Raw genomic sequence first — 12,191 nt, forward strand, 5'->3', positions numbered from 1 at the left:
AACCACTCCCGTACCGCCCGCTCAGACGGCGTCGCTATTGTGGACACTGGCGATTCTCCATACTCCTTCCTCTCTAACCAGGACGAAAACGAGGTCCTGCAGCGTCGATTCCGCGACCTCGCGCACGGCAGCACCTGAAGCGTCCATTTCGGTGTAGCCGGACATGACGGCCGTCGCGGTGACCGCTGTGGCGCCCTCCGGAACGGGGAATGACTCCGCCGGCGCGGCCTTCTCCAGACGGATACTCAACCCATTGAAGACGTGGCCACGTTCCTGCAACCCGGCCATGATCTGCCGGTCGGCGGCCATAGCGTCCGAATCCTTGACGTTCACAACCGGCAGGAGGCCCGCTTCCCCTGTTGCGAGGAACATAGCTCTCACGGCAACGAGGGCGGACAGAGCTGTTACCGGGTTTTCGTCCGCCAGACGCTGCGTCATCTCGTCAGTGAGTGCCGTGTCCTTCGCTGGAGCATTCCCGCTTCTGGAGTCCGCCGGAGCGCCTCCCGCTGCAGGCTTTGCCGGAACACCCGCGGGCGCATCCAGCGTGTCCTTGAATTCAGCAGACCCACGTTCTGAATGAGGAACACTGCTGCCCAAGGTGTCCAGAAGCTGCGGACCGAGCAGCAGAACTCCACACAGCACCAGCAGTGCGGCGGCGCCCCGGATGACAGAACCCATCCCCGTTCCTTCCGAGTTACGCGCGCTCCGGCGCCGGGCCCTGGAAGGTTGTCGGTTCAGCTTCCCGCGAGAACCGTCCGCGCGGCGCGACCGCTCCGCGCGGGTTGATGGGTGTGCGGACTTTGTCGGTTTCCGGAGCGTCGTCGGGATCTTCGTCGCGTATATCCGCGCGAGGGCTTCGGGCAGCCGGCGCCGGGTCCCCTTCGTGGAATCGGCAGTGGCGCGCCTGGTGAGCAGTTGGGGCAACACAGAAGGGTGCACGGCTGCGACGAGGTCCAGCGGCTGTGCTGGCGCCGCTCGCAGCACGGCATCCGCCAACTCATTGGCGCTCGGGCGTTCGCCGTGGTCGTCGTGCAGTGCGGCTTCAAGGATATGGAGCAATTCGCCCGGCACGCCAGGCACGAGCAGGCTCAGCGGCGCCCGATCCCTGGCCCGGTCGGGTGGGTTGCCGGTCAGTGAGTACCACCCGACTGCGGCAGCTGAGAACACGTCGGAAGCAAAACCGGCGGAGAGGCTTGGCAGCAGGCCCGCCTCGGCGAAGCCCGCCGTGCCGCGAGCATGATCTGCCGCTTCCCCCAGCATGCGTCCGACGCCGAGATCAGCAAGTAGCGGCTTTCCATCGGCCGTGAACAGCACGTTGCCCGGCGATACATCGCCATGCTGAATGGCGGAGGAGTGCAGGTATGCCAGTGCCTGTGCTATCGGCCCAAGGACAGTGATGCATTCACCGACGCTCAACCGACCGCGGGCCGTCACCAGATTGAGGAGTGATCCTCCGCCGGCATAGTCCATCAGGAGTCCCGGACCACGGTCTGTACTGACGACGTCGCGGATTCCCAGGAGATGAGGGTGCTTCAGCGCGCCCAGAACAGCGAGCTCCCGATCAAGTGGAGTTAGGGACCCATCCCTGCCTTCAAGCTCTGCTCGTGAAAGAGGTGTAGTCGTGGGGAACACTTTGAGAGCGCTGAAAATACCCGTGCGTTGATCCTCGACCAGCCAGACATGAGCGCTACTGCCGACGCCCAGTAGCCTTCCTGTGCGATACCCACCGAGCCTGGGAGGCTGCTGTGCCTCTGGACGATCGGTAGAAGTCGCTTCCCGTGCTGCGGCCGTCTGGCGTCGAAAGTTGTCCATGGTGACAAGTCTTGGCTACTCGCGCTCCCGGCGCAGAAGTTATCCACACTCTGTCCACATTCACGAATGTGGGATCGCCGCCCACCCGGGTCTACGCTTGAGGAATGACGCTGGAGTTCTCCCGAATCGGATTCGATCCCCACTTCGTCGACTACCGGGACGGATGGGACCGACAAAAGACGCTGCATGAATCAGTGATTGCCGGTACGTCGCCCAGCACTGTTCTCCTCCTCGAACATTCGCCGGTCTACACCGCAGGAAAACGGACCGAGGAAGACGAAAAGCCGTTCGATGGGACCCCCGTTGTACCGGTTGACCGGGGAGGCAAACTTACCTGGCATGGCCCGGGTCAATTGGTGGGCTACCCCATCCTCGCCCTTCCTGAGCCCACCCGCGTTGCCGACTATGTCGGAATTCTCGAGGATGTCATCATCGCGGTCCTCAGCGACTATGGGATCACCGGAATTCGAATCGAAGGCAGATCCGGAGTCTGGTTATCAGGTGATTCCCAACGACCGGCGCGGAAGATTGCTGCTATCGGCATCCGCATCAACCGGCGGGTAACCATGCACGGATTCGCGATCAATTGCAGCAACGATCTCGCGCCCTTTGCGCAGATTGTGCCCTGCGGTATTACTGACGCCGGTGTCACGAGCATCTCCAAGGAGATCGGTCGCTCCGTATCACCGGTCGACATCGTTTCGCGCATTGAAGAAGAACTGCGCAACAATGAGGCGTCGCTGGTGCTCGGTCCCGAAGGCAATCGCCAGCTAGCCGAGACAGCACAGGCCGTCGGCAACGACCGGCCGGAAGGAGTCTTACTGTGAGCCTGGCCCCCGAGGGAAGGCGCCTGCTGCGCGTCGAAGCACGGAACGCCGCAGTCCCGGTCGAGCGCAAGCCGGACTGGATCAAGGCCAAGGTCAACATCGGTCCCGAGTTCGTGGGAATGAAGAACCTCGTGAAGAAGGAAGGCCTGCACACCGTCTGCGAGGAAGCAGGTTGCCCCAACATTTTCGAGTGTTGGGAGGACCGGGAGGCAACATTCCTGATCGGCGGTTCAGAATGCACCCGGCGGTGCGATTTCTGTCAGATCGACACAGGCCGGCCTGCACCGCTGGACCGCAGCGAGCCCTTCAAGGTCGCGCAGTCCGTACAGACCATGAACCTGCGCTACGCCACCGTTACGGGGGTGGCACGCGATGACCTCGAAGATGAGGGGGTGTGGCTCTATGCGGAAACTATTCGTCAGATCCACTCGCTCAACCCGGGAACCGGCGTCGAGATCCTGATTCCTGACTTCTCCGGCAAACCGGAACACATCGCCGGAATTTGCGACGCCCGTCCGGAGGTTTTCGCCCACAACGTGGAGACGGTCCCGCGCATCTTCAAGCGCATCCGTCCAGCCTTCCGCTATGAACGGTCGATGGACGTCATCACGCAGGGCAGGGACCACGGCATGGTGACAAAGTCGAACCTGATCCTCGGGATGGGTGAAACCCGCGCGGAAATCTCGGAAGCACTGCGCGACCTTCATTCCGCAGGTTGCGACCTGATTACAATCACCCAGTACCTGCGTCCCAGTGAGCGGCACCTTCCGGTGGATCGCTGGGTCAAGCCGCAGGAGTTTGTGGAACTTCAGCAGGAGGCTGACGAGATCGGCTTCCTCGGCGTCATGAGCGGTCCGCTTGTGCGGTCTTCCTACCGCGCCGGCCGTCTCTGGGCACGGGCGATGCGAAAGAAGGGCCTTGAATTACCTCCTGAGCTTGCTCACATTGAGGATTCGGGAAGCACTCTGCAGGAAGCTTCGAGTCTCATTCCCGGCTGACGTAGCGTCACGAGGCGCAAACCTTCGCTCGGACGTTCGCGCTGCGCGCGGACGTCCGATGCGTTAGGTATCCCGTAGACTTAATGCACTATGGCCAACAGTACTGACAACAGCTCAAACGCCACCTCGGACCCAGACGGATCGGGCTCGCGGCGCCGCCTCTTCTCACGGAAGCCGAAGGCCGCCAAGCCGGCCAAAAAGCCGGGAACGCTGAAGCGTATCGGCGAGGTCTTCGCGATGACGCGGCGCAACGATCCAAACGTTATCTGGATTATGGTGCTGGCGTTCCTGGCGGTTGTTGCCGTCGGGCTGCTCATCGGTTTCCTGATCCGCAACGTCGTGACCATGCTTATCATTGCCATCCCACTGGCATTCCTCGCAGCACTCTTCATCCTGTCGAGACGGGCTGAACGCGCTGCGTTCTCGCAGATCGAGGGGAAACCCGGCGCATCAGGAGCGGCCCTCAGTGTCCTGCGCCGGGGCTGGATCCTGAAGGATGAGCCGGTCGCAGTGAACGCTCGTACCCAGGACGCCGTTTTCCGTGCGATCGGGCGGCCCGGCATCGTCCTCGTGGCGGAGGGGCCAGTGAATCGCGTCAAACCGCTGGTCAACGCAGAACGGGTCAAAATGAACAGGATTGTGCCCGGTGTGCCGGTTCAGGTTGTCCATGCCGGCAACGGAGAGGGGCAGGTTCCGCTTCAGCGCATCTCGAAGAAACTGCAGAAGATGAAGAAGAACCTCACGCGTCAGGAAGTCTCTGCCGTTGACAAGCGGCTGAGCGCGCTGGGTACCCGGATGCCGATTCCCAAGGGAGTGGACCCGTTCAAGGCCCGCCCGGATCGCAAGGCGATGCGGGGCCGCTAGATCCGTACCAAGGCGGTTCGAACGGCTCTGTCATGCAAGCCGCGCTGATCCTCATCGAAGACAACTGCCGGAATCACCAGGCAGATGAGCAGGGTACGCACAATCGCTGCTCCCAGCCCTGCGGGCGTGCCCTCCAGCCGTTGCACCTGCATGCCGAAGACGCGGTGTCCCACGCTATATCCCAGTGACCCGACGAGCAGCATCTGTTCGAGTGCGAAGATGCCGAGCGTTGCAGTACCGTCGTATCCAAAAAATGCCGCCGAGATCAGGCTGCACAGCGCCCAGTCGATAGCGAGAGCGCCTAGCCGGCGCCCAGGACGGGCGATTGAACCTGCGCCGTTCCGTGGCCGGCCCAGGCGCTGACCCGGCCAGTGGCCGTCACCCCGCGACGGCGGTCCTTCAAGCCACGAACTGATGTCTCTGCGGTCAACCACCGCTCCACTCTATCCTGCATCACTCGGGCATTCCGGCTCTGTGGACCTGCTCTGTCCAACTGGATGCAGTCCCCCCGATACAGTCCTACTCGTAGCGCGGGGGCGCTACCGATAGGGTGGAACAAGAGCACGTATGCGTAGCTGCCGGCTTAAGTTACATGCCGGAAACATTTGCGACACCAGTGGGTAACTGCGCATTCATAGTGTGGAGGCTGTTGCGACCGCAGCAGGTCAACCCTTGTGGCGTCTCCCCCGCGCTACCGGCCCCGGTCGCTCTTCCCGAATATGCGTAAGGAGCATAATCCGATGTTCAAGAATGCGGACGAAGTCCTCAAGTACATCGTCGACGAAGATGTGAAGTTCGTCGACGTCCGATTCACCGACCTCCCCGGCGTGCAGCAGCACTTCAATGTCCCGGCGAAATCGGTTGACGCCGACTTCTTCGTTCACGGTCAGCTCTTCGACGGATCCTCGATCCGAGGGTTTCAGGGCATCGCCGAATCCGACATGCAGCTGATTCCGGACGTCACTACCGCATTCATCGATCCTTTCCGGATCGAGAAGACGCTGGCACTGAATTTCTCCATCGTCAACCCCCGCACGGGTGATCCGTACCATCGTGATCCGCGCGGTGTCGCAGAGCGCGCCGAAGCATACCTGTCCTCTACAGGCATCGCGGACACCGCGTTTTTCGCTTCGGAGGCAGAGTTCTACATCTTCGAGAACATCCAGTATGAATCCAGCCCGCAAGGGAGCTTCTACAAGGTTGACTCCATTGAAGCCCCTTGGAACAGCGGTCGTGAGGAGGTTGGCGGCAACCTCGGCAACAAGACCCCGTTCAAGGGCGGCTATTTCCCTGTTGCCCCGGTGGACAAGCAGGCGGACCTCCGTGACGCAATCTGCGTTGAGCTGGATGCAGTGGGTCTTGAGGTTGAACGTTCGCACCACGAGGTGGGAGGTGCGGGGCAGGCGGAGATCAACTACAAGTTCACCACAATGGTCCATGCTGCCGATGACCTGCAAAAGTTCAAGTACATCGTCAAGAACGTTGCCAATGCCTGGGGAAAGTCGGCAACATTCATGCCCAAGCCGATCTTCGGTGACAACGGTTCCGGCATGCACTGCCACCAGTCACTGTGGAGCAACGGCGAGCCGCTGTTCTACGACGAGCGCGGTTATGCCGGCCTGTCGGATCTTGCGCGCTGGTACATCGGCGGCGTACTGAAGCATGCCTCGGCCGTGCTCGCGTTCACCAACCCCACCGTGAACTCATACCGCCGCCTGGTGAAGGGCTTCGAAGCCCCCGTCAATATGGTCTACTCGCAGGGCAACCGCTCCGCAGGTATCCGCATCCCGATCACCGGTTCCAACCCGAAGGCCAAGCGCATCGAGTTCCGCGCCCCGGACCCTTCATCCAACCCGTACCTCGCCTTCGCCGCGCAGTTGATGGCCGGCCTGGACGGAATCAAAAACCGCATTGAACCGGCCGACCCGATCGACAAGGACCTCTACGAGCTCCCCGCTGAAGAGGCCAAGGATATCCAGAAGGCTCCCGGTTCCCTTGAGGAAGCGTTGCTGGCTTTGGAAGCCGACAATGAGTTCCTGCAGGCCGGTGGTGTGTTCACCCAGGACCTGATCGACACCTGGATTGCGTACAAGCGAGAGGTGGAAATCACTCCGCTCGCTGCACGCCCGAACCCCTACGAGTTTGAGCTGTACTACGGCGTTTAGGCACCACGCACCTCAATCAGCAGCAGGGCCGCACTCCGGTGCGGCCCTGCTGCTGTCTCACTGCTGCTGTCCAAGGTCACTCGCCGTCAATCGCCATACCCGTAAAACGAGCGCTCGAAAATTGCACGGCTCCGCCTGGTCAAGCGCAGGTAGTCCTCCTCAAGCTCCGTCCCCTGCCCCGGACCGTAACCACACCAGCGCGCAACGGCTTCAAGGTCTCGGCGGGAGGAGGGCAGCAGGTCCGATTGCCTGCCGCCCCACACCGTGTTTGCAGCCCTCACACGTGAGGCGAGCCGCCAGCTTGATCGGAGAGTGTCGACGTCGCCGGCAGGCAGAAGCCCCTGCTCCTCGACCGCGTCCATCGCCTCGAGCGTCGATGTTGTCCTCAGGGACGGCGAGCCGTGCGCGTGCTGCAGTTGCAAGAGCTGAATGAGCCACTCAACATCGCTGAGGCCGCCCCTGCCCAGCTTGACCTGGCGTGATGGATCGGCACCGCGCGGCAGCCGTTCCGATTCCATCCGCGCTTTGAGGCGGCGTATCTCCCGCAGGTCACCCTCTGTCACGTCCCGTTCGTAGCGAAGAGGATCTATCAGCTGCAGGAAATCCGATGCCAGCCTATCGTTTCCCGCCATCGGCGAGGCCCGCAGCAGCGCCTGAGATTCCCAGACCAGGGACCATCGCCGGTAGTACTCGCGGAACGATTCGAGGGAACGAACGATCGGGCCCTGCTTACCCTCCGGGCGCAGGTCTGCATCGATCTCCAAAACACGCTCCGCCATGATCGGAGGCGAGCAGGGCTGCTGTAGGAACTGCCGCAGCCTGCCGACGATCTGCTCGGCCTGCTTCTGCGCAGCAGCTGGATCAGCTCCATCCCGCGGCCGGTGGACATACATGACGTCGGCGTCGGAGCCATAAGTGATCTCCCGTCCGCCCTGGCGACCCATGGCAATAACGACGACGTCGGTCAGCGCCTGCTCCCCGGCATACACCTCCGCCTCCGCTACGTTGAGAGCGCCAAGAATGGCGGCCCGGTCCGCATCGGCAAGTGCAGGCCCGACGTCCTCCTGCTTGAGCAACCCTGAACTGTCCGCGATGGCGATCCGCAGAATTTCACGACGGCGGATCAATCGGATGAGGCGCATCGCCTCCTTTGGTGCGGGGTGGCGGGACATCTTCGATTGGATCTCCTGCCATTGTGTTTCGAACGCAACGGGCCTCAGCTCCTTGTCCGAGCCGAGCCATTTCGTTGATTCAGGAGAGACCTCCAGCAGATCGGTGATGAATCTGCTGGAGGACAGGATGTGGCACAACCGCTCCGCCGCTGCCTTGGAGTCCCGAAGCATTCCGAGGTACCAGTGCGTCTCCCCCAGTGCTTCGCTTAGGCGTCGGAAACCCAACAGCCCTGCATCCGGATCCACACCGTCAGCGAGCCAGTCGAGCAGGACGGGCAACAGTTGCCGCTGCAATGCCGATCTTCGGCTGATTCCCGTTGTTAGTGCTTCAATATGTCGCAGGGCCCCGCGTGGATCCAGATAACCGAGGGCAGCAAGACGAGCGCTGGCTGCCTCCGGAGTCAACCGGACCTCGTCAGCGCTGAGATTCGCCGCCGCGTTGAGCAGCGGCCGGTAGAAGATGGCCTCATGCAGGCGTCGTACCAGGCGTTTGGTCTGCTGCCATTCTTCGGTCAGCGCAGCTGCGGTGGGCCGGGTCTCCAGCAGAGAGCTGGCTGATGACTTGGCGAGCGCCTTCAGGCTCGCTTCGTCGTCGGGCATGAGATGGGTGCGGCGCATCTGAACCAGTTGGATGCGGTGCTCGAGGACGCGCAGGAAGCGGTAGGCCTGGTCGAATTGCTGGGCATCCCGCCGGCCGATATAGCCGGCTGAGCTCAGTGCGGCGATGGCCGTCGTGGTGGCGCGGGTCCTGAGCGTTTCGTCAACTTTCCCGTGGACCAGCTGGAGCAACTGCACCGTGAACTCAACATCGCGCAGTCCTCCTGCCCCGAGCTTCAGCTGCCGGTTGACCTCGTGGGAGGGGATGTTGTCGGTGACCCGCCGGCGCATCGCCTGAACGGATTCAACAAATCCATCGCGTTCCGATGAGGTCCAGACGAGGTCGGACACCGCTTGGGCATAACGCTCGCCCAATGCCGGATCCCCCGCGATTGGACGTGCCTTGAGCAACGCCTGGAACTCCCAGGTCCGGGCCCAGCGCGCATAGTAGGTCAGGTGGGAGTCCAGGGTGCGGACAAGCGGGCCGTCCTTTCCCTCAGGGCGAAGATTTGCATCCACCTCCCACAGTCCCGGTTCCCGTCCGGCCGACGTCACCGCCCGAGAAATGCCGGCGGCCAATGCGGTCCCGACGCGCACGGCGGTTTCTTCCTCAAGGCCCTCAGCGTCGATGACGTAGATGACATCGACATCCGAGATGTAGTTCAGCTCTCCGGCTCCGCATTTACCCATTCCGATCACCGATAACTTGACGGCCGCCACCTGTGCAGTCGGGAAGGTTGTCGCCAGTTCCGCGCGCGAGACCGCCAGGGCTGCCTCGAGTGCCGCTGCGGCAAGGTCGGACAGCTCCTGGCCGACCGTGGGGAGAAAATCGGTGGGTGATGCCGCACCGAGGTCCCGTATGGCCAGCTCGGTAAGGTGCCGGCGATAGACCGTGCGCAGGGCGCGGTATGCGTCCTCGCCGGATACCGCCGCGACGGGATTGGCATCTCCCGCGTCAGCACCGACAGACCGCAAAAGCGATTGCCGCAGCACCGCCGCGTCCACCCGCCCGGGCTCTGCACTTGTCCCAACCCGGACCACATCGGAGTGCTCCGGATGGCGCATGAGGAATTCAGCGAGCGCTTCAGAGGCCCCGAGCAACCGGAAGAGGGACTCAGCGCCGGAGCCCCCAAGCCGCACGAGGTCGGCCAGTTCGGGTTGGACCGCGAGAAGGCGAACGAGGGACTGAAGTGCCAGGTCCGGATTAGCCGCGACAGTGAGCCCGTTGAAGAGCCGGTCCTCCGGTATATCCGCAAGTTCTGCCGCAGCCAGAAACCGGGTGCTCTTGTCGAGGTCCGTGAAACCCCTGCTGATCAGTTCCCTGTTCAGGCTCATGGACAACTTCCTTTATGCCTAGAGGATGCCGAGGTTGCGCCTGAGCTCGTAGGGGGTTACCTGGATTCGATAGTCATGCCACTCCGCACGCTTGTTGCGGAGGAAATTCTCGTAGACCTGCTCGCCGAGGATCTCAGCCACAAGTTCCGAATCCTCCATGGCCCGCACGGCGTCGTGAAGGCTCGCCGGCAACGGATCGTGACCCATGGCGCGCCGCTCCGCGGCTGTCAGGCTCCAGACGTCATCCTCTGCTCCCGGCGGCAGTTCGTAGCCCTCCTCGATTCCCTTCAGACCGGCACCCAGCAGCACGGAGTACGCGAGGTATGGGTTTGTTGCGGAATCTATACCGCGGTATTCAATGCGGGCGGATTGCCCCTTGTTCGGCTTGTACAGCGGAACGCGCACCAGCGCGGAACGGTTGTTGTGACCCCAGGAAAGGTAGCTTGGTGCTTCGCCGCCGCCCCAGAGACGCTTATAGGAGTTGACGAACTGATTGGTGACTGCCGTGAATTCCGGTGCGTGGCGAAGGATGCCTGCGATGAACTGGCGTGCCGTTTTGGACAACTGGAACTCGGCGCCGGCTTCGAAAAACGCGTTGGTGTCCCCCTCGAAGAGCGAAAAGTGCGTATGCATCCCGGAGCCCGGGTGATCGGAAAAAGGCTTGGGCATGAAGGTGGCGTAGCTGTCCTGCGTCAGCGCTACCTCTTTGATGACTGTGCGGAATGTCATGATGTTGTCGGCAGTCTGCAGCGCATCGGCGTAACGCAGGTCGATCTCATTTTGCCCCGGACCGGCCTCGTGGTGGCTGAACTCGACCGAGATTCCGACAGATTCGAGCATCGCAACCGCGGTCCGCCGGAAATCCTGCGCCACGCCGCCCGGTACGTGATCGAAGTAACCCGCCTGGTCCACCGGAACAGGCTGACCGTCTGCGCCGAGCTCGTCAGACTTGAGAAGGTAGAACTCGATTTCCGGGTGGGTGTAGCAAGTGAATCCCATGTCCGCCGCTTTAGCGAGGGTCCGTTTCAGCACGCCGCGCGGGTCAGCTGATGACGGCTGGCCATCCGGGGTCAGGATGTCGCAGAACATCCTGGATGTCTGCTCTTTTTCACCGCGCCAGGGCAGGATCTGAAACGTCGAGGGATCCGGCTGGGCAAGCATGTCGGACTCGAAAACCCGGGCGAGGCCCTCAATCGAGGAACCGTCGAAGCCGAGGCCTTCCTCGAAAGCACCCTCGACTTCCGCGGGAGCAAGGGCAACCGACTTCAACGAGCCGACGACGTCGGTGAACCACAGCCGGACAAAACGGACGTCGCGTTCCTCGATGGTGCGTAGGACGAACTCCTGCTGCCGATCCATTCCAACCTCTTTCCCACTCATCCCGTTGTCTTTCCGACCTCCCGTACAACCAGGTGCCTACTCCCCGGTCCGCTGCTCACTTTACTGACAATGGACCGTCAGCGCGGGCACCGGCGTGCGGAGAGCCGCACCCGTACAGTATGTCCGGCTTGTGTTACGACGGCGTTACCCGTGAAGTAGGCTCGTGGTCATGAATTTCGCGGAAACTCCAGCCCCCTATGGAACCGGATCACAGGCCGGTGGTGCACCGTCCCAGCCGGTCCCGCGGATCCGGACACACCATCTCCAGGCGGCGAAAGACAGCGGCCGACGATTCGCCATGCTGACCGCGTACGACCAGTACGCAGCAGAAATCTTCGATGCTGCAGGCATAGAGGTGTTGCTTATTGGAGATTCCGCTGCGAATAATGTGCTCGGGCACGCCACCACACTGCCGATCACGCTCGACGAAATGATCCTTTTCTCCCGCGCCGTCACACGGGGAGCGAGCCGCTCTCTAGTGGTTGCGGACCTACCTTTCGGCAGCTATGAGGTCTCGCCTGCCCAGGGCGTGGAATCCTCCGTCCGTCTGATGAAGGAGGGACTGGTTCATGCGGTGAAAATGGAGGGCGGAGCGCACTATGCGGAAACAGTCCGCGCTATTGTGCGCGCAGGCATTCCCGTCATGGCACACGTCGGCTTCACACCGCAAAGCGAGCACTCCCTGGGCGGCTACCGGGTCCAGGGCAGGGGTGAGGCCGGACGGCAGGTAATTGATGACGCCGTAGCACTCGCGGAGGCCGGCGCCTTCTGCATTCTCATGGAGATGGTGCCGGCGGATGTAGCGGCTGAGGTGGACCGCGCTGTCAGCGTGCCCACCATTGGCATCGGTGCAGGCTCGGCGACCACCGGCCAGGTACTGGTGTGGCAGGACATGGCGGGCCTGCGCTCGGGCAAGCAGGCCAAGTTCGTCAAACAGTTCGCAGATGTTAGATCCGTGCTTTCCGATGCCGCTCGCACCTACGGCGATCAGGTCCGTGACGGAAGCTTCCCCGGTCCCGAGCACAGCTTCTAGCAGCTTCC

At 62.3% G+C, this 12,191-nt stretch carries 9 protein-coding genes; 5 read left to right on the top strand and 4 right to left on the bottom strand.

The window, feature by feature from the left end; all coding sequences use genetic code 11:
• Positions 1-21: 21 nt before the first annotated feature.
• Positions 22-1,812: a serine/threonine protein kinase gene (locus ABFX19_RS11685; protein WP_346028363.1), complete on the bottom strand. Its 1,791-nt coding sequence runs from the start codon at positions 1,810-1,812 to the stop codon at positions 22-24.
• A 104-nt stretch (positions 1,813-1,916) separates the two neighbouring features.
• Between ABFX19_RS11685 and lipB the strand changes: the two genes are divergently transcribed.
• The 3 genes from lipB (at position 1,917) to ABFX19_RS11700 (ending at position 4,501) form a co-directional block, all read left to right on the top strand.
• Positions 1,917-2,639 (top strand): lipoyl(octanoyl) transferase LipB, encoded by a 723-nt coding sequence (gene lipB / locus ABFX19_RS11690; RefSeq protein WP_277357803.1) that lies wholly within the window; start codon positions 1,917-1,919, stop codon positions 2,637-2,639.
• Complete coding sequence (gene lipA, locus ABFX19_RS11695) at positions 2,636-3,637, top strand: lipoyl synthase (RefSeq protein ID WP_056547190.1); 1,002 nt, start codon at positions 2,636-2,638, stop codon at positions 3,635-3,637. Before lipB ends, lipA begins: the two co-directional genes overlap by 4 nt.
• Positions 3,638-3,727: 90 nt before the next feature.
• The gene (locus tag ABFX19_RS11700; RefSeq protein WP_277357804.1) at positions 3,728-4,501 is read left to right on the top strand and encodes a DUF4191 domain-containing protein; all 774 of its coding nucleotides are present in this window, start codon (positions 3,728-3,730) and stop codon (positions 4,499-4,501) included.
• Here the strand turns inward: ABFX19_RS11700 and ABFX19_RS11705 are convergent.
• Complete coding sequence (locus tag ABFX19_RS11705; RefSeq protein ID WP_277357805.1) at positions 4,498-4,935, bottom strand: RDD family protein; 438 nt, start codon at positions 4,933-4,935, stop codon at positions 4,498-4,500. The two genes, ABFX19_RS11700 and ABFX19_RS11705, sit on opposite strands and share 4 nt — an antisense overlap.
• 306 nt (positions 4,936-5,241) lie before the next feature.
• On the opposite strand from ABFX19_RS11705, the gene glnA (ABFX19_RS11710) reads away from it, so the two are divergent.
• A complete protein-coding gene (glnA, locus tag ABFX19_RS11710) occupies positions 5,242-6,666 on the top strand; it encodes a type I glutamate--ammonia ligase (RefSeq protein WP_277357806.1) in 1,425 nt (474 codons plus the stop codon).
• 86 nt (positions 6,667-6,752) lie between these two features.
• On the opposite strand, the gene ABFX19_RS11715 is transcribed toward glnA (ABFX19_RS11710), so the two are convergent.
• Together ABFX19_RS11715 and glnA (ABFX19_RS11720) are read right to left on the bottom strand one after the other, a co-directional pair.
• Positions 6,753-9,770, bottom strand: coding sequence for a bifunctional [glutamine synthetase] adenylyltransferase/[glutamine synthetase]-adenylyl-L-tyrosine phosphorylase (locus ABFX19_RS11715; RefSeq protein WP_346028364.1), 3,018 nt, complete (start codon positions 9,768-9,770; stop codon positions 6,753-6,755).
• An 18-nt stretch (positions 9,771-9,788) separates the two neighbouring features.
• Positions 9,789-11,129 carry a type I glutamate--ammonia ligase gene (gene glnA / locus ABFX19_RS11720; protein WP_056547176.1) on the bottom strand — a complete coding sequence of 447 codons (1,341 nt, stop codon included), beginning with the start codon at positions 11,127-11,129 and terminating at the stop codon, positions 9,789-9,791.
• Between the two features lie 190 nt (positions 11,130-11,319).
• On the opposite strand from glnA (ABFX19_RS11720), the gene panB reads away from it, so the two are divergent.
• Positions 11,320-12,183, top strand: coding sequence for a 3-methyl-2-oxobutanoate hydroxymethyltransferase (panB, locus tag ABFX19_RS11725; RefSeq protein WP_346028365.1), 864 nt, complete (start codon positions 11,320-11,322; stop codon positions 12,181-12,183).
• The last annotated feature ends 8 nt before the right edge of the window (positions 12,184-12,191 follow it).

Source organism: Arthrobacter parietis, from assembly GCF_039530425.1.
Classification (GTDB): Bacteria; Actinomycetota; Actinomycetes; order Actinomycetales; family Micrococcaceae; genus Arthrobacter_D; species Arthrobacter_D parietis.